The sequence below is a fragment of the Endozoicomonas sp. ALB115 genome, from assembly GCF_049310245.1.
Lineage (GTDB): Bacteria > Pseudomonadota > Gammaproteobacteria > Pseudomonadales > Endozoicomonadaceae > Endozoicomonas.
The window spans coordinates 46051-63374 of the sequence record NZ_JBLYZG010000031.1; the positions used below are offsets into that span (position 1 = coordinate 46051).

General features: G+C 51.6%; 22 protein-coding genes and 2 tRNA genes. 9 read left to right on the forward strand and 15 right to left on the reverse strand.

Translation table 11 applies throughout. The features are described 5' to 3' along the window. Positions 1-45: 45 nt before the first annotated feature. The 4 genes from ACO6VE_RS14470 to ACO6VE_RS14485 form a co-directional block, all read right to left on the reverse strand. Positions 46-1131, reverse strand: a complete 1086-nt coding sequence (locus tag ACO6VE_RS14470) for a BMP family ABC transporter substrate-binding protein (protein WP_269672022.1) — start codon at positions 1129-1131, stop codon at positions 46-48. A gap of 87 nt (positions 1132-1218) precedes the next feature. Continuing rightward, positions 1219-2145, reverse strand: coding sequence for an ABC transporter permease (locus ACO6VE_RS14475; protein ID WP_422461944.1), 927 nt, complete (start codon positions 2143-2145; stop codon positions 1219-1221). Then, positions 2145-3245, reverse strand: a complete 1101-nt coding sequence (locus ACO6VE_RS14480) for an ABC transporter permease (protein WP_422461946.1) — start codon at positions 3243-3245, stop codon at positions 2145-2147. The genes ACO6VE_RS14475 and ACO6VE_RS14480 overlap by 1 nt, the downstream gene beginning before the upstream one ends. Then, the gene (locus ACO6VE_RS14485) at positions 3245-4927 is read right to left on the reverse strand and encodes an ABC transporter ATP-binding protein (protein ID WP_422447831.1); all 1683 of its coding nucleotides are present in this window, start codon (positions 4925-4927) and stop codon (positions 3245-3247) included. Before ACO6VE_RS14485 ends, ACO6VE_RS14480 begins: the two co-directional genes overlap by 1 nt. A gap of 141 nt (positions 4928-5068) precedes the next feature. On the opposite strand from ACO6VE_RS14485, the gene ACO6VE_RS14490 reads away from it, so the two are divergent. The 5 genes from ACO6VE_RS14490 to ACO6VE_RS14510 all read left to right on the forward strand — a co-directional run bounded on the left by ACO6VE_RS14490 (position 5069) and on the right by ACO6VE_RS14510 (position 6843). Further along, a complete protein-coding gene (locus tag ACO6VE_RS14490; protein WP_422447956.1) occupies positions 5069-5236 on the forward strand; it encodes a rubredoxin in 168 nt (55 codons plus the stop codon). A 202-nt stretch (positions 5237-5438) separates the two neighbouring features. Then, the gene (locus ACO6VE_RS14495) at positions 5439-5711 is read left to right on the forward strand and encodes an HU family DNA-binding protein (RefSeq protein WP_163371979.1); all 273 of its coding nucleotides are present in this window, start codon (positions 5439-5441) and stop codon (positions 5709-5711) included. A gap of 208 nt (positions 5712-5919) precedes the next feature. Further along, entirely contained in the window at positions 5920-6243 is a 324-nt protein-coding gene (locus ACO6VE_RS14500) for a helicase (RefSeq protein ID WP_269672018.1), read from the forward strand. 393 nt (positions 6244-6636) lie between these two features. After that, positions 6637-6723, forward strand: a tRNA-Leu gene (locus ACO6VE_RS14505). Between the two features lie 33 nt (positions 6724-6756). Continuing rightward, a tRNA-Leu gene (locus ACO6VE_RS14510) sits at positions 6757-6843 on the forward strand. Positions 6844-6929: 86 nt separating this feature from the next. Here ACO6VE_RS14510 and ACO6VE_RS14515 read toward each other — a convergent pair. Genes ACO6VE_RS14515 through ACO6VE_RS14560 form a run of 10 tightly spaced genes read right to left on the reverse strand, consistent with a single transcriptional unit; the run spans position 6930 to position 13899 of the window. Then, positions 6930-7982 (reverse strand): tyrosine-type recombinase/integrase, encoded by a 1053-nt coding sequence (locus ACO6VE_RS14515; RefSeq protein ID WP_422461948.1) that lies wholly within the window; start codon positions 7980-7982, stop codon positions 6930-6932. An 11-nt stretch (positions 7983-7993) separates the two neighbouring features. After that, positions 7994-8200: a DUF4224 domain-containing protein gene (locus ACO6VE_RS14520; protein ID WP_101746061.1), complete on the reverse strand. Its 207-nt coding sequence runs from the start codon at positions 8198-8200 to the stop codon at positions 7994-7996. A 12-nt stretch (positions 8201-8212) separates the two neighbouring features. Continuing rightward, entirely contained in the window at positions 8213-9466 is a 1254-nt protein-coding gene (locus tag ACO6VE_RS14525; protein WP_422461951.1) for a Rha family transcriptional regulator, read from the reverse strand. Between the two features lie 40 nt (positions 9467-9506). Next, positions 9507-9998: a hypothetical protein gene (locus tag ACO6VE_RS14530; RefSeq protein ID WP_422461953.1), complete on the reverse strand. Its 492-nt coding sequence runs from the start codon at positions 9996-9998 to the stop codon at positions 9507-9509. Between the two features lie 40 nt (positions 9999-10038). Beyond that, on the reverse strand, positions 10039-10371 hold the full coding sequence (locus tag ACO6VE_RS14535; RefSeq protein WP_422461955.1) for a hypothetical protein: 333 nt from the start codon (positions 10369-10371) through the stop codon (positions 10039-10041). A gap of 11 nt (positions 10372-10382) precedes the next feature. Further along, positions 10383-10874 (reverse strand): single-stranded DNA-binding protein, encoded by a 492-nt coding sequence (locus ACO6VE_RS14540; protein WP_422461957.1) that lies wholly within the window; start codon positions 10872-10874, stop codon positions 10383-10385. Further along, a complete protein-coding gene (locus tag ACO6VE_RS14545) occupies positions 10874-12424 on the reverse strand; it encodes a YqaJ viral recombinase family protein (protein WP_422461959.1) in 1551 nt (516 codons plus the stop codon). The genes ACO6VE_RS14540 and ACO6VE_RS14545 overlap by 1 nt, the downstream gene beginning before the upstream one ends. Continuing rightward, positions 12425-13207 carry an ERF family protein gene (locus ACO6VE_RS14550; RefSeq protein ID WP_422461961.1) on the reverse strand — a complete coding sequence of 261 codons (783 nt, stop codon included), beginning with the start codon at positions 13205-13207 and terminating at the stop codon, positions 12425-12427. Then, positions 13197-13598 carry a hypothetical protein gene (locus ACO6VE_RS14555; protein ID WP_422461963.1) on the reverse strand — a complete coding sequence of 134 codons (402 nt, stop codon included), beginning with the start codon at positions 13596-13598 and terminating at the stop codon, positions 13197-13199. The genes ACO6VE_RS14550 and ACO6VE_RS14555 overlap by 11 nt, the downstream gene beginning before the upstream one ends. After that, the gene (locus ACO6VE_RS14560) at positions 13567-13899 is read right to left on the reverse strand and encodes a hypothetical protein (RefSeq protein ID WP_422461965.1); all 333 of its coding nucleotides are present in this window, start codon (positions 13897-13899) and stop codon (positions 13567-13569) included. Before ACO6VE_RS14560 ends, ACO6VE_RS14555 begins: the two co-directional genes overlap by 32 nt. Positions 13900-14083: 184 nt before the next feature. On the opposite strand from ACO6VE_RS14560, the gene ACO6VE_RS14565 reads away from it, so the two are divergent. Further along, positions 14084-14560 carry a RusA family crossover junction endodeoxyribonuclease gene (locus tag ACO6VE_RS14565; RefSeq protein WP_422461967.1) on the forward strand — a complete coding sequence of 159 codons (477 nt, stop codon included), beginning with the start codon at positions 14084-14086 and terminating at the stop codon, positions 14558-14560. Here ACO6VE_RS14565 and ACO6VE_RS14570 read toward each other — a convergent pair. Then, entirely contained in the window at positions 14555-15184 is a 630-nt protein-coding gene (locus ACO6VE_RS14570; RefSeq protein ID WP_422461969.1) for a helix-turn-helix domain-containing protein, read from the reverse strand. The genes ACO6VE_RS14565 and ACO6VE_RS14570 overlap by 6 nt on opposite strands. Before the next feature lie 268 nt (positions 15185-15452). Between ACO6VE_RS14570 and ACO6VE_RS14575 the strand changes: the two genes are divergently transcribed. Genes ACO6VE_RS14575 through ACO6VE_RS14585 form a run of 3 tightly spaced genes read left to right on the forward strand, consistent with a single transcriptional unit; the run spans position 15453 to position 17240 of the window. Further along, a complete protein-coding gene (locus ACO6VE_RS14575) occupies positions 15453-15770 on the forward strand; it encodes a hypothetical protein (protein ID WP_422461971.1) in 318 nt (105 codons plus the stop codon). Continuing rightward, complete coding sequence (locus tag ACO6VE_RS14580; protein ID WP_422461973.1) at positions 15767-17002, forward strand: hypothetical protein; 1236 nt, start codon at positions 15767-15769, stop codon at positions 17000-17002. Before ACO6VE_RS14575 ends, ACO6VE_RS14580 begins: the two co-directional genes overlap by 4 nt. Continuing rightward, positions 16935-17240, forward strand: coding sequence for a hypothetical protein (locus ACO6VE_RS14585; RefSeq protein ID WP_422461975.1), 306 nt, complete (start codon positions 16935-16937; stop codon positions 17238-17240). Before ACO6VE_RS14580 ends, ACO6VE_RS14585 begins: the two co-directional genes overlap by 68 nt. Positions 17241-17324 lie beyond the last annotated feature (84 nt).

Here is a 17324-nt window from a genome sequence, read left to right on the forward strand (position 1 = left end):
CCTGCCTGGAGCCGATGACTCCAGGATCTGTCAATCAAGTGGGGATCAGTTAGGCAAAGAGCCTTCAACGCCCTCCACATACCAGTTCATGGACAGAATATCACCATCGTTCAGCTTTGTACCCTCTGAAACTTTAATGGAACCATCCTGTGCCTTGATGGGGCCTTCAAAAATGGTGAAGGTGCCATCGGCAATCTGTGTCTTGAAGGCTTCGACCTGGGCAACAACGGTTTCAGGAATGGCTTTGTTATAAGGGGCCATTTCAACCATGCCTGCGGAGAAGCCGCCCCATACATCTTCTGCCTTCCACTGCTTATCCAGTACTGCTTTGGCCGTGTCAGTATAGAAGCCCCCCCAGTGAACCATGCTGCCGGTCAGGTGGGCATCGGGACCAAAGCGTGTCATGTCCGTGTCATAGCCAAAGGCAAATACCCCTTTGTCCTGGGCGGCCTGCACCGGAGCGGGTGAGTCGGTGTGCTGGTTGATGATGTCGGCACCCTGGGCAATCAGTGACTCAGCCGCCTCACGCTCTTTGGCAGGGTCGTACCAGCTGTTGATCCAGACCACTTTCACGGTGGCATCCGGGTTGACACTGCGCAGGCCGAGGGTAAAGGCATTGATCCCCTGGACCACTTCAGGAATCGGGAATGAACCCACATAGCCAATCACATTGTTTTTGGTCATATGTCCGGCAATCACGCCCGTCAGGTAACGGCCTTCATAGAAGCGGGCGGAGTAGGTGCCAACATTCTTGCCACGCTTGTAACCCGTGGCGTGCTGGAACTTAACGTTGGGAAATTGCTTGGCCACTTTCAGAGTTGGGTTCATGTAGCCAAACGAGGTGGTAAAGATCAGGTCGTGTCCCTGCTGTGCCAGTTTACGGATGACCCGCTCGGCATCGGCACCTTCAGAGACACTCTCAACATAAGTGGTTTCGATATTCTTGCCCAGCTTCTCAACCATCTCCAGTCGGCCTTCATCATGACCATAGGTCCAGCCAGCATCACCCACCGGGCCGACATAGACAAAGCCCACTTTCAGCGGCTTTTCAACCGCCGACGAGAGTGTCGACAGGGTCATCAATCCGGCCGTGGCCACAGAGACGAGGGCCTTTTTAATCAGGGATTTCATGGGATGATCAACTCCTTACAGGTCTGTTTTATCGTTAGATTAATGGCCTGAGTTCCCTGTCAGGCCGGGTTGGAACCGTTTTAAAGATTACCCCGCCTGGTGGTAGGGTTTGCCAAGGGACATTGGTGCCAGCAACCGGCTTCTGGACTGGTTGCTTGATAGCAGTACCAGCACCACAATGGTCGCCAGATAAGGCAGGGTCGCCAGCAGATTGGATGAGATAGAGGCACCCATCCCCTGCAGTACCAGATGCATAATGCTTGCCAAACCAAACAGCCAGGCCCCCAGTAAGACCCGTTCTACCTTCCAGCTGGCAAATACCACCAGGGCCAGGGCAATCCAGCCACGCCCTGCGGTCATGCCTTCTGCCCACAGCGGCGTATAGGCCAGTGACAGATAAGCCCCCCCGAGGCCCGCCATGGCACCACCAAACAGTAACGCCAGCCACCGGGTCCGTATTACCGGTAAGCCTACAGCCGTGGCTGAGTATGGGCTTTCCCCGATGGCTTTCACCATCAGGCCGGGGCGGCTGAAGCGGAAGAACAGCCAGATAGCCAACGCGATACCCAGAGAGCAGTAAACCAGAATGTCCTGATTGAACAGGGCTTTACCCAGCACCGGAATGTCTGATAACAGCGGGATCAACATGGGTTGGAAGCCTGCCAAAGCCTGACCGATGTAGTCAGTGCCCACATAAGCACTCAGGCCTGCACCAAAAATGGTCAGGGCCAGGCCGGTAGCCACCTGATTGGCCCGCAACTGGATCGCCAGCAGGCCAAACAACATAGCCATGGCCATGCCAACCAGCAGACTCATTATCACCCCGAAGATCAGGCTGCCTGTGGTGAGTGCGGCAATAAAGCCGATCACCGCGCCCATCAGCATCATGCCCTCCTGCCCCAGGTTAAGCACGCCGCTCTTTTCACACACCAGTTCCCCCAGGGCAACCAGCAGCAGTGGCGTACCGGTTCGAACCATGGCAAACAGAATGTTAGTGATCAGGTCCATATCCATTAGCCGTTGACTCCTACATGATGTCCCTGAGCCGGGAGTGGATAAGTAGAGATGTTCAAGCGGTAACTGATCAGAAAATCACAGGCCAGCAGAAAGAACAGCAACATCCCCTGAAACAGACTGCCCATGGCCAGCGGCAGGCCAAGGTCAATCTGACCCATCTCGCCCCCCATATAAACCAGCGCCATCAGCAGGCTGGCCAGTAAAATACCAATAGGGTGCAGGCGACCAAGAAAGGCAACAATAATGGCCGCATAACCGTAGCCGGGGGAGACCGATGGCACCAGCTGACCAATCGGGCCACTGACTTCCGAGATACCGGCAAGCCCGGCCAAAGCACCACACAGCAACAGGCTGAAATACACCAGACGGCGTTCACGGAAACCGGCAAAGTGCCCGGCACTGGCATCCAGACCAATGACCTTCAGCTGAAAGCCCAGAAAGGTCCTGGTCATCAGGACCCAAATGCACACCCCGGCCAGCAGTCCGAAGGCCAGACCAATATGCAGGCGGGTTCCTTCCAGCAACAGTGGCAGCGTGACCGCATCGGTAAACAGTGCAGATTCCGGGAAGTTAAAACCATGAGGATCTTTCAGGGGGCCGTGCACGGCATAGAGCAGCAGATTCAGGGCAATATAGTTCAACATAATGGTGGTGAGGATTTCATTGGTATTGAAATGATTCCTCAGCACCGCAGGGATCAATGCCCAGAGCAAACCAGCCACAGCGCCGGTTATCAGTACCGCGGGGAGCACCCAGACGCCTTCCGAATCCATCCAGCTCAGGGCGGCCCAGCTGCCCATCAGAGCCCCCATCAGTAACTGTCCTTCCGCGCCAATGTTCCAGATATTGGCTCGAAAACACACCGCCAGCCCCATGGCACAGAGCAGTATGGGGGCGGCTTTGACACCCAGCTCGGACAGGCCATAGCTATCGCTGATGGGCAGAATGAAGAAGGTATATAAGCCGGTCCACGGGTTCTGCCCCTGCATGGCAAAAATCACACTCCCGGCCATCAGGGTGAGCAACACCGCCAGAACGGGGGACAGATATTTCATCAGGCTGGAGTCTTGCGGCCTTCTTTCAATGGCAATCTTCATCAGGGGGTATACTCCTTTGCCTGTCTGTCAGGTTCCATTGCCATCGGTGCTGAGGCTGATTTTTCCGGATGACCAAACACACCGGCCATCCATTGACCCACTTCGTTAATGGAGGTTTCCCTGACCGGTTTCACCGGCGACAGTTTGCCGTGGCAGAGTGCACCAATTCGGTCCGAAATCTGGAACAGTTCATCCAGGTCTTCAGAAAGCACGACGATGGCCGTGCCCTTGTCCCGCAGATCAATCAGGGACTGATGGATCAGGTTGGCGGCACCAACATCAACGCCCCAGGTAGGGCTGGCACAGATCAGCAGTTTGGGATTCTGTAAAATTTCACGGCCAATAATGAACTTCTGCAAATTACCGCCGGACAGGCTTTTGGCATCCGCTGAGTTGCCGTGGGCTTTTACACGAAAGCGACTGATAACGTTGTTGGCAAATCCGTGAATTCGTCGCTGTCTTAAAAATCCCCCGGACACCAGGTTTTGTAAAAAGCCAGTGAGCAGGCCATTATCTGACAGCGACATGTCGGGCACCGCTCCCCGACCCAGGCGCTCTTCCGGCACGACGGCCATGCCCAGGCGTCGTCGTTTACCGGGGGTTAGCTGGCCAATGGGCTGGTTATCCAGCGTGATAAAGTCCGGTGAGGTAGCCAGTCTCTCCCCGCTGAGCAGCTGAATTAATTCTTTCTGGCCATTGCCCGCTACACCGGCGATGCCAAGAATTTCCCCGGGTTTTACCGAAAAATGGATGTCATGCAATGGGGTGCCAAAGTCACCCAGTGCCGCTTCCGTCAGCCCTCTGACGACGAGGCGTTTATCGTCATTCTTATTGGTGGAAAAACTGTAGCGCTGACCCAGTGTCGTCTGGCTGCCCACCATCATACTGGCCATATCCTCAGTGCTGGTGGTTTTCGGATCACAGGTTCCGGCAATCTTTCCGTGTCTCAGTACCGTGGCGCTATCACACAGGGCTTTAACTTCCTGAAGCTTATGGCTGATAAACAGCAGACTGCAGCCTTCAGCGGCCAGCTTTTTCAAGGTGACAAACAAACTGCTGACTTCCTGTGGTGTCAGCACTGAGGTGGGCTCATCCAGAATCAACAGGCTAATGTCTTGTACCAGGCAGCGGATGATCTCAACCCGCTGGCGCTCTCCGGTGGATAAACTGTGCACATGACGATGAGGGTCAATGGGCATACCGTAATGGCTGGAGATTTCCTCGATGCGTCGGGCCAGATCCTTCAGCTGGCCTGCTGCTCTTTTATCCATCGCCTTCCCGTAAAAAGAGAGCGCAATGTTTTCCACCACGGTTAAGGTTTCAAACAATGAGAAGTGCTGGAATACCATGCCGATGCCAAGGCGTCTTGCATGGGCTGGCGATTTCAGGGTGTGCTGCTGGCCATCAAACCAGATATGTCCGCTGTCTGGTTGCGTCACGCCATAGATGATTTTCATCAAGGTACTTTTGCCTGCACCATTTTCGCCCAGCAGCGCATGGATTTCGCCAGGCCGGATGGCCAGGCTTACCTGATCATTGGCAACAACACCCGGATACACTTTGGTGATTCCTGCACAGCGAATACGGTAGCAGCGCTCTTCACCGCTGCGGTTGTCAAAAACAGTGCCTTTGCTGTCCAGGCGGTGTGAACGGCTGGATTCCGGCTCGTGACTTGCGGGCATGATGATCTCTGATAACGTATATTTATTCTTCTTGGTGAATCTTTGTTTACAGATTGACCTGTTGAGCATTTGGGGTGATTTCAAAAGCACAAAGCATACCAGAAACAAACAACAGTTAGCATGTATGAACCGGAGAGAATGATGAAAAAGTGGCAGTGTATTGTCTGTGGTTTTGTCTATGATGAGTCTGTCGGCTGGCCTGACGATGGCATACCTGCCGGAACGGCCTGGGAGGATGTTCCGGAGGACTGGCTCTGCCCGGATTGTGGAGCCAGCAAATCTGACTTTGAGATGATGGAAGTGGGTTGAATGATCGAAAAACCCGGATTTCTGACAAAAATCCCACAAACAGTTGGTTCAGACTATTGCCCTGAGAGCGGCTGTGTTTTAGTCTGTTTTTGTCTGTGAGCCATACACCTGTAGTCAAGAGCTGCTGCTGTCCTTGCTCAGGAAGCGAGAAACCCTTGATTCAAGGGAAGAAACAAGAAAAACAAAACGGAGTGTATTTCCTATGCGTAAACCCGATCTGGTCAATGTCATCGCTGACGAAGCGGATATCAGCAAGGACAAGGCTTCCCTGGCGCTCAATGCCATTCTTGAAGCCATCACCAGTGCCATGAAATCAGCAGACTCTGTCAACCTTGTTGGCTTTGGTACTTTTGAACAGCGCAGCCGTGCTGCCCGTACCGGTAAAAATCCCCAAACCGGCGAAACCATCCAGATTAAGGCCAGTAAGACAGTGGCTTTCAAGCCGGGCAAAGCCCTGAAAGAAGCCGTAAACTGATAGCTCTCTATCTGGCCAGCTGCGATTGATGTGCCAGATAAACCGGCTACCGGTTTCACCATCTTCATAAATACTGTTTGCACAACCTCTCAGAAAGCATTTTTCCATTGCCAGCTTTTGCAAGCTGCGCCATGGGGAAGTGTTTTTTTATATAGAGTTCGGGACTGAAGTAGTGAAATTCAAATTGTTGTTATGGGCACTGGGTTTCATGATGAAACGTGCCAGTCGAAAGAACCCCTCATTTCAAAAGACGCTGGAAGGCCAGGACCTGACCTTTCAGCTCAGCAGTAAAGACGGTGTCGCCCGGCACTATATTGTCAAAGACAAACAGGTTTACCCGGTTGCCGGAACCACCACCGAGCCAACATTTGAGCTTTCTTTCTCCAGTGCCACTAAAGGCTTTGAAATCCTGACGGCAAAAAATACCCAGGAAGCCTTTATGCGTGGTGTCCAGGAGCAGAATATCGTGGCAACCGGTGATCTCAGTAAAGTGATGTGGTTTCAAACCATGACCAGAGCCATGAAGAGATAGTCAATTCCACCCTCTTTACGCCTTGCTATTGGGTGTGAGGTGAATAACCGATAGCTGGATACGTAGCTTCCATAATCTTTGGTTAATCTGATGTTAAGTGGTTGACAGTCCATCCAGTGATCTCTAATATGCGCCGCATCGCTGAGATGTTGGACAGCGATGGCAAGGCCCAGGTGGCGGAATTGGTAGACGCGCTAGCTTCAGGTGCTGGTGTGTGTTTGACGGTTCGTCGTTTTGTTTTCAGACTTTTGTCCTTGGAAAACAAAGGCTTGCAGGTTTGTTAAGGTAGATGACATATGTCGTTTCCTAAAATAAATCCTAAAACCTCTGGCTAAAAAATCGCCTTGTTTTTTGCGCCAAAGTGCAATAAAGTTCAGCAACATTTTTGACGATGCCCAGGTGGCGGAATTGGTAGACGCGCTAGCTTCAGGTGCTAGTGACTGTATGGTCGTGGAAGTTCGAGTCTTCTCCTGGGCACCAAACATCGTTAAAAAGTAGTAAATTGTCGTATATGCCCAGGTGGCGGAATTGGTAGACGCGCCAGCTTCAGGTGCTGGTAACTGTATGGTTGTGGAAGTTCGAGTCTTCTCCTGGGCACCAATACTCAAAGATATGTCGTGTAATTGACGGCAAAAAAAACCGGACAACTGCCCGGTGATATCTTCTCTCATCTCTCTTCCCTTTTGTTATCTCGTACCCTGTACTTCCTGGGTTTTCCGGATGTAGATTTTCTTTGCTTCCAGTGTTTTGTGGCCGGAGACTAGTCCTTCATGGTCAGAGACTCCCTTTGCCTTGAGATCGTGGAAGTGCCATTTCTCGTCAATGAGCCCTTCATCCACTGCTCGATTGATCAGTTTCTGCCACTGGCTGTCCAGCGTGTTTTTATGCATCTTTTGTCCCGGTGACATCTGAATGCCTTTTTTGGCGATTACGTTGGGCGCACCGAACACATATTCAAACTTCTCACCGTTGTTGTAATCTTCAAGAAGCTTGAGTGCTTTTCTCAGGCGTGGGGTCCAGAGGGTGATTTCATCCAGTGAGCCTTTGACCCGTTTCAGCTGTATGCCTTTCTCCAGCAGCTGGTCCCGCTTCATATTGATCAGCTCGGAACGTCTTGCCCGGCAGATGTAGGCAAACTCCATCATGGCTTTCCAGAAGGGATTGGCCAGATAGTAAACGCAGGCGTAGTCTTCATCGCTGACGTACACATCTTGCCGGTTTGGTCTTGGCAGTGCTTCGCAATCCAGCGATGGGTTAGGTGGTACCCCTTCAAGATGGCTTCTTCCCCAGCTCCATGCACTGGAGATCAGTTTGCGGGCATTGGCGACGGCGCCCGGTTTGTCGGAAAATTTTTCATAGAACCGGTTCAATGATGGTGGGGTGATCAGCGCCAGCGGTACTTTACCGAAAGTGCCATACCCTTCCACGGGGAAGTTTTTCACCTTGGGGGTATACAGCCTTTTGTTGTACTGCCAATCCTTGCTCTGGCTTCTGAGTTTTCGGGACTCCAGATATTCATCCAGCAGCCAGCCCAATGTCTGGTCTGAACTTTTCTCCAGGTTCTCAATGGCCATGTAGAGTTTGGACATGGCCATGGTTTCCGGACCCAGAACGATTTCAGCACCGTACACATTCTTTTGACCAACCCGGCCATGGTAAGGCTTATAAATGAAACGCCCTTTGCTTCGGTAAACGCCATCCGGCAATTGAGCATTCTCTTTATTGCGTGGTCTTCCCATCAATACATCTCCTACAGGAATTTGAGTGGTTGTTTTTTGGGTTGTTGTATCTCTGTGCCGATCAATGGCTGGTTAATGGCGGCGTAGGTGGTGACCACTTCGCCATTACGTCCGTAGTAAAACGGTATCCGGTTTTGAACCATCCATTTGACCAGCGCCGCTTTTTGCTTAATGCCTGACCACGCCATCAGGTCAGGCTGGGAAATCAGCGCATCCATGTCGCATTTCCATTAAAAAAATTTCAGGATGTCGTACCCCAACACCGGCTGGGCATTGCTGGTGGTCAGTCGCTTACTGTTCCGGTTGTGAAAGCAGATCTCGGAAGGGTCGTACATCAGACCATACTGCCAGCCCTTTTCGGTGAGCAGGTACTTGCCTTTTTTACCCTGACCGATCCATTTGATGAGCCGGTGCTTTTCCAGTACCTCCACCACATGCTGACGGCTGCGACCAATAAATTCGCCCAGCTCCACCAGGGAGAAGTAATCATCCAGTTCGTAGCGGTTGCGTTTGCGTTTTTGTTTTCTTTGTACTGGCTCTTCATCGGTATCAGAGCCAACTATTTCCGATTCAGGCGCAGGATCAGCATAGCGGCTATCCTGATCGATCGATTCAGTTTTAGATTCGTCGGGGAGAGCCGGTTGCAAGCGATCCAGTACGTTTTGATACCACTTCACCTGTTTTACTGGCGTACCGTTGTTATGGGCTTTGCCGGTATCAAGGATTTCACACAGAGGCTGGCCCTGATCGGTGGGTACCCACAGGCTATCGATTTTGATTTGAAGTCCTGCCGATTCCAGTAACTTGTTTACCTGACGGGGATCTTGTGGTGGTTCCATCATCTGCCCGAGCTGGGTTGGGGTAAACGTCATGGCCTGGACAGGTGCCACCAGTTGTTTCTGGCCCATGGCTTCCAGTGGTGAAAAGTTGATCTGGCTTTTCACCAGTCGGTCTGCTGCCAGCATGGCCTGATTGCCTTTAAAGCCGTATTCTTTAACAAAGGATATGGCTTTCAGGCTGGTGTCCATATTGATTTCCAGCAGTTGATGGGGGTCAAGCTGTGGTTCCTGGATAAGAGGGGCAAGGGGTTTAGATTGTCCGGATTCCAGTTCATACCATCGATTGATAACCGCCGCCCGACGCTTAACATCGTATCCGGTGATCAGCACTTCGAACTCAAACCTGGGTAACTGATATTCAGTGTATTCCTGCTTGTTCTGCGGGTTGACGTAGGTATGCTCAAATTTGAGCGTACCCATTCCAAGCTTGCTCAGCATGACTTCAATGTCTCTTTTGACATTTTTATGCTCCTTGTCCAGCACCTTGGCAATCTCCCGACTGGACATAACCATTTCTGTTCTGGTCACGGCATTGTCTGGAATAAATCCATACTGGCTGGAAGAGGGCTTGATGGGAGTATGGGGGGTGTTTATATTGATTCCTTTCATGCTCTTACCATTTTGATGAAGAGTGTTTGCGGCCATTTTCAATTCCCTTTTCTGGTTATGGTCTTGTTATGGTGTTTCAGTGGATGGCACTGCTCTTTACGACAGGGTCCTGATTGATATCCCTGATTCGTTGCAGGATCAGCCCAGTGACCAGCATCGCCTGATCTCGCGCCTGGGGGCTGTGAATACCTACGGTGATGGCCACAATCAGCGTCGTCATTTCAATCAGTACGGTTTCTGCATTCAGCTGCAGGCCTTCCATTTCGTCACCGATCCGGTCCGCCAGCATGATTTTTCTTGCCAGTTCCTTTTCCTCCTGTTCCGAGCTGAGACCAGCGGTCTGCTTCTGTTTTATCTCTATGACTTCAATGTCTCTTTTGACATTTTTATGCTCCTTGTCCAGCGCCTTGGCAATCTCCCGGCTGGACATAACCATTTCTGTTTTGGTCACGGCACTGTCCGGAATAAATCCATACTGGCTGGAAGAGGGCTTGTTGGGAGTCTGGGGGGTGTTCATATTGATTCCTTTCATGCTCTTGCCATTTTGATGGAGAGTGGTTGCGGCCATTTTCAATTCCCTTTTCTGGTTATGGTCTTGTTATGGTGTTTCAGTGGATGGCGCTGCTCTTTACGACAGGGTACTGATTGATATCCCTGATTCGTTGCAGGATCAGCCCAGTGACCAACATCGCCTGATCCCGCGCCTGGGGGCTGTGAATACCTACGGTGATGGCCACAATCAGGGTGGTCATTTCAATCAGTACGGTTTCTGCATTCAGCTGCAGGCCTTCCATTTCGTCACCGATCCGGTCCGCCAGCATGACTTTTCTTGCCAGTTCCTTTTCCTCCTTTTCCGAGCTAAGACCATTGGTCTGCTTCTGTTTTATCTCTATGGCCAGGGCCAGATCATCGGGTGTGAGTGGGCACATTCCGGCTTTCATTAAAAGCTCCTTTAAAATGGAATGGAGTCGTCGTAGGAGTCATATTGTTGTGTCTGCATGGCTTGGGGAGCATGACCACCATTCCGGGCATTGGCGTATTGGTTCTGATGTGTGCCTGGTTGTGACTGATAGTTCTGAGGCTGAGCCTGCTGAGCATTGGGGTTCTTTTCCAGAAACAGTAGCTTGCCGTTGTACCCGATGTACACGACTTCGGTCTGATAGCGATCCTGACCATTCTGGTCCTGCCATTTACGGGTCTGGAGTTGACCTTCGATCATGACTCTGTGGCCTTTGGCCAGATACTGAGCGGCCAGTTCAGCAGGTTTGCCGTACAGTACTACCCGGTGCCATTCGGTGCGGGTCTGTTTCTGGCCATCTTTTTTCCAGCTCTCTTCCGTGGCGATGGAGAGAATGGTGACGGCATTGCCGTTGGCGGTGGCTTTGCCGTCCGGATCTTTGCCCAGTCTGCCAATAAGGGTGACACGGTTCATGGATGCGGCCATCAGGCGATCTCCTTTTGTTTTTGTAGTGAAGGTTGTTGAGTTGGAGTGATCATTCCGGCACGACGGATGACCAGTTCGATGCGGTATTCGTTGCCGTAACTGTCAAAGCGGTAACAGTCCAGTGAGCCTTTGCCGAGCCACTTTTCCATGTTGTGGATATCGTCGGTCAGAATCTCTTCGGTGACTTCACCATCGGTGTAAAGCAGGTCGGGCTGGTCTTCGGCTTTCTCTGTTTCAGGCTCCGAGTTAATTGTGCAAGCTTTAGTCTGGTTTTCCTGGTGCAGCCGCAGTTCAATAATGGCCATCAGGTCGGTTTGCTCTTTATGGAGAAGCACATCCAGATCCGGAAACAGGTAGTCCTTATCAACTGCCATTTTCCGGTACACAGCCAGATTGTTTTTTATGTCCTGTGCCTGCTGCTTCTGTTCGATCCGTGCCTGTGCCAGGCGATCATTTACCGCAGACTGCATGCTGGATACGTTCTTTTTTCCCTTGATCACTTCCTGAAAATCAGCAGGCATAACCACGGCAGCGATCCAGCCGGGAGTGAGTTCGGTATTGATCACCTGACGTTCTTTTTCCAGGGTGGTGACGGCTTTCAGTACGATGCTGTCTTTGATGTGCTGCTTCTGATGCTTGACCTGCTTATCCAGAGACTTGCGTTTGGTAGCCATGGCCTCGGTCAGGTGGTCTATGCGGGTGAAGAGTCGGGCGATGTCCGGTACCTGGGCAAGCGCAGTCTCTTTGCCGTCTTTCAACTTTGTTTCCGTCTTTTTGAAAAACTTCACCGCCGATTCGGCATCAGCAAAATCCTGATCGGTAACCAGTGCCGGTTTGACGGAATCAATGCGTTTGAAGATCTGTTCTTCCAGCAGGTGCAGGTTGGAATCAATCACGGATCCATCCAGCTGTACAACCAGTGCCGTGGTGTCTTGAATTACTTCGCCTTCCAGTACCTGTGCAGGTGTTTCCGGCTCGAAATTCTGCAGATCCTCCTGAAACTGTTTCCATCCAGCGATCAGAGCCTCACGACGATGATCGTGGGATTCGTAGTAGACATAGCGCAGCTTGGCAGAGGTACCATCAGAGCAGACAAGCAATACCCGTTCGGCACCGCTAACCAGTAACTGTTGTTCTAACTGCCAGTAATAGTCAGGCTCAATGCCTTCCCCTTCAATTTGGGCAACCAGCTTTTCATTCCAGAGCTTGTGCTCAAAGACCAGGTCTTCCATCATGGTCAGTCCGTCGAAACTGGCCAGCAGAGGTAAACCGTCGATGATGGTAACCCCGGTGGCTGGAAATAGATCCGCTCCGACTATTTTCTCTGCCAACGGTCGGGCTTCTGCTTCGGCACGATGCCCGGCATCGAATTTCTTTTGCTGAAATTCGTTTACCTCTGGGGTACTGCCTGTTTTCTTTTGATGCAGCAGCTGGTCACGATTGAGAAACGGACTGTCGCCCATCATGGCCGGTGCTTCGCTGGCTGTGAAATGATTCTGGCGCAGGGCGAGCCATTCAGGCGTCCCCTGCTGGATATCGAGAATTTCCATTTAGTGACCTCTGGGTTGGATGGCTTTCAGTTGTTGTACTTGTTGTGGGGTGGCTGGAGCTTTGGAATTGATTTTTCGGATAATCCGATCTGCACTCTGTTGGCCGGACTCAATGGATGCCCGCCATTCTGGTAACAGACGCTGGAAGTCTTCATCGGAGTAATGGTTGTGAACCGGTGACTGGGTCGAGTCATTCATATCGGGCACATAACCATCGGTATCATCATCGGTGCAGGCCACGCCAAGAATCCCGACCAGAGTCTGTCGCTTCAGATAAGTCACGGTAGAACCGATCTGTTGCAGAGGGCTTTTTTTACCGGTGTTATCCATAGGACCAGTGGCCGTGTTACAGATGGTGTGGCCGGATACATGGGTCAGATTGCAGGTGATGGTGATGTTTGGCCCATTCTGCTGTTGCTCAAACCAGTAGCTCAGTCCGTAGCGGTGAAGAACCGGCTGAACCGCAGCAACCACATCATCAATGGAGGCGTAGGAGTACTCCATGCGACCGCCATTATTGGTGTTAAAGGCAGCGGTCTTGTTCTTTTTAACCACTGGCATCTCTTGCTGAAAGCGGGAAAAGGCCTCGTTAAACTGTTGTCGTGCAACAATGGCCTGGCTCTGTTCGTACAGGCTCATTACCCTTTCCAGTGTGTCGATGCTGGCATTCTGGGCAATGGCGGATTGCATGATTTGTCCCACTTCGGACAATGCAGTTGCTGACTTATCCACAGGCAATACGTCAGCGGATTCAATCAGTTCGGTTTTCTTTTTAGCTGGCATGGCGAAGAGCCTCGTCCCGGTGAATGCGGTTTCTGACGGCCAGCACCTGGTCGGCAATTTCCATCCGGAAACTCTTTTCCAATGCGCTGGATAGTGTGCGATGCAGCTCACACCAGGCACGGAAATCAACGATCACGGCATCTGCCGTTTTCGGATCCTTACGCCATGCGGTGATTTCATCCCTGATGACCCGATAGATCTGGAGCACCGTCATATCCGGCGTGATGTTGCTGGCAATGCGATCTTTCAGGATGCATACCTTGCCGTAGTCGTAGGTGTACTGATTGATGTTTAGCCAGTCGCTGATCCCGGTGATGACCGGTTCTTCCAGGCGGTTTACTTCTTCAGTCTTTATTTGATTAACCACGGCAATAACCTCGTTTGCTCGCATAGTTGATGACATCCCAGCCAGAAAGGCGGGTGTTTTCGTCGTTGCAGTCATGCACCAGCTGCTTCACGGCCAGCCAGCGGTAGCCCTGCATCGGGTGAAATTCTTCCAGGGTGAGAAAGGTCAGGAAGCTGCCGGGAGTTAAAACACCGAATCCCGCGATGATGATGGGCTTGTGATCTTCGATCTGTTCCTGAATATGAGCTTCAATCCGTTCCAGCTCGGACTCAATGGTCTCTTCGAGGGCTTCCCTGTCGTCAGTGGCATTGAGGTGCCGGTTGAGATCGCGGGTAACTGCGTCCATAAAGATTCCTTATTTTTGTAAATTTAAACGCTTTTTATATTTATATATCTGCAAAGATAAACTTTGCAGATGATAAGTTATAATATATTTATATTAGCTTTTGAGTATTGATAGTTTTTATGGATTGAAGGCTTTGGCTGCCGTTATCAGCTGAAATGCCTTGTGTTATCGAACGGAGCCAGGGATGGATAACGTTGAGCAGTGGATTCAGTGTTTACCAGTGACTTTGCAGGTGGCGATAAATAATCAGAGGAATACCGAAAATGTCATTGCTTTTGTTAATTCAATACCCAGAAGCAAAGGGCGCCCCCGGTTCACCCGTCGAGGCAAATGCTACACACCAGCGGGCACCCGGCGGGCGGAACATGAGGTTCGATGGGCGGCAAGGCAGAAAACGGAAAAAATGCTGGCGGGGCCAGTGGGGGTTTTGGTAGTGGCGGTCTTCCCGATCCCGGCAAGCTGGTCAAAAAAGAAAAACGGACAGGCGCAGGCCGGGTTGGTTCGTCCGGCGGTGAAGCCGGACTTTGACAATGTAGCCAAACTCTACTGTGATGCCCTGAACGGGATTCTGTGGGAAGATGACAAGCAAATTGTCGATGGCCGCTGCATCAAGGTCTATGGACAGCAGCCCGGTGTGCTGGTGATTGGCTGGCCGCTATAACAGGAAGCTGACACCGACGGCTGTGCCCTTGTAGATATCCTTGATATCTCCCGCGTAGTTAAGATCGAAATTGCCGTACAGCCGATTGATGAATCGCAGACTGTGTTGTGACTTGCTGATCGGTTGCCACTGGCGGAGTGAAAGTTCACCGTCGTGTTCTATCAGCAGGATTTTCCCGGGCTCAGGAGCGACCACGGTATCCACCTGAACTTTGGCACCTTTGGGAATGCTGATCGCTGTATCGGATGGGGTCTGGTTGACCATGGTGTCGTTTTCCATCCGTAACATAAAGCTCTTGTGGTCCGATTCAATAATGCAGATGGCTGACTCCAAGAGTACCTGCTGTCGTCTGTCATCGAGTTCATCAAAAAAGGCGCTTGCCTCATCCAGGCTGATGTAGGGTAGGGTTTTCGGATCTGGCAGCTCTTCGCCGGTCTCCAACCAGTCAATGGAAACGCCAAGAAATTCAGCGATGGCGATTTTGTTATTCAGCTTCGGATTCCGGGCACCACTCATCCACAAACTGAATGTCCCTTCCGTACAACCCACGGCGCGGGCGATATCGACATTTTTCAGATTTTGTTCTTTCGCTTTGCTTTTGACCCGATCTGTCCAGTTCGTCACGTTCTTTTCCAATCGCTGTTAATCCATTATCCATAAGCAAAATAGTACACAGCTGGAAGCCATTAATTAAGGGCGAGCGTTCGCTTTAGATGAGGTTGGCTATTTACAAGTAATCTAAAAGCAACGTATTCTTTCGATTGTCTTTGCAAAAGCAAGGCTGTAACGATAAAAACTAATTCTCAAGGAAAGATCTGATGAGTCAATCCCAACCTCGTGCTCAGTCCAGAGCACCAGCCAACCTCTTCGTTCGCCACGCTGGAGGTGCCCAATGATCCATACCGACGAACTGGGCATCCCCGACCAGCCACAATGCTGGCAGGACATTCTGTGGCCACTGGCAGGACAGCCCGCCATGCCAACCTCGGCAACACTCTATGAAGAGTTGTGTTGGGAAAATCCGGATATCGATGTGGGCGAACAGTTGTTGAAAGCGTTTCACTACATGATCGATCGTTGGGACCAGCCGGGTGAGGCCAAAAATGTGGTGATCTTTCTGAAAAAGTGGATGAGCCTGAATCAGAAGAATGCCCAGCAGGCGGCAAGGTATTTTCCAAAAGAAGCGCCAAAGCCTGCAGGTGGTCAGTGAAAACGTTTGGGAAAATCGAGAGCCAGTTCTGGGACACCATGCGTCATGAGGAACTCAGTGATCAGGGCAAGTTATTGGCTGCCTACCTGCTGACCTGCAAGCACGGGAATATGATCGGCATTTTCAGCTTACCCCGCGCTTATATTATGGGTGACCTGAAGTGGGATGCAGAGACCGTTGAAATAACCGTTAGCGAACTGTTAGCGAACCGGTTTCTGAGTGTGTCGGCGAAAACGGATTTTATCTGCATCAATAAATTCATGGCGCATAACAGGGCCGAGAATGTCAAACAGATGGAGGCAAGGCTTCGGTTACTGCTGAATCTGCCGGAAAGCCTGTCAAATGATCTCCCTATGTTCACTAATCTGGTTAGTGGTGAACTGCTGAAGGCCAGTAGTTTCAAGGGGGGCAGTGAAACTCGCCGTTTGATAGAACAGGTTCGGAGTAAGTTCACTAAGCGTTCGGAACCGGTTAGCGAACCATTAGCGAACAGTGAGGAAAAAGTTCGCCCAGAGAATAAGAGAAATAGAGAAGAAGAGAATAAGAGAAATATTTACAAGACATGTGTCCGATCTGACGATCGCACGACCCCCAGGACGGGAGAAGTGCCACCAAGTGCCGGGAGCACGACTGGTGCGACCTCCAGGACGGAGGAAGTGCCACCAAGTGCCGGGAGCACGACTGGTGCGACCTCCAGGACGGAGGAAGTGCCACCAAGTGCCGGGAGCACGACTGGTGCGACTGCGGCAAAAGCCAAACCGGGCAAGGCTGATTTCTCTGAATCCTTCGAAGAGTGGTGGAGCCAGTACCCGAAACGTGAAGGTGACAAGGGCAGCAAGACCAAAACCTTTGGCCATTACAAAACCCGGCTACGGGAAGGACACTCCTCTGACGACCTGTTGGCCAACATCCTGAACTACGCCCGTTACTGCGACGAAACCGGAGCAACGGGTACCCAGTACGTGAAGACCACCACGACCTACCTGAACAACCCCGATAACGCCAGCAATCCATGGATGGTGAACTATGAAGCCCGGCAGCGAAATTCTGGAAAACTCAGCCTGGTTGAACAGGTCGAACAGGCCAACGCCCATATCCTACAACCCGAAAGAACGGGCAACTTCAGCGGAGGGAATATCTACGACGTTGAGCCGGAAAGATCTGGTGACTCTGTTTTCGACCATGACGGCCCTGTTCGGCCAGAAGTGGACCAGTGCCTACGGTCTGGCTGATCGCAACGGCGAGTGGCAGAGAACGCTGAACGGGTTACACCCTGCCCAGCTGGAAATAGGTCTCAACCGTGTACGACTGGCCGGTGGCGAATGGCCTCCGACAGCCCCGGAGTTTCGCAAACTCTGTCTGCCACTGCCGGAAGAACTTGGCTTGCCAACGCTGGCGAAAGCCTGGCAGGAAGCCAATGAGTATTCCGGACAACCGAGTCACCACGGCTGGAGCCACCGGGCGGTGTAGTGGTCAAGTAAAAATGGACACCTGATTAAGCCGCTTTACTGAATTCCTGTTGCTCAAAGTCCACAGGGCTCACGTAATCAAGAT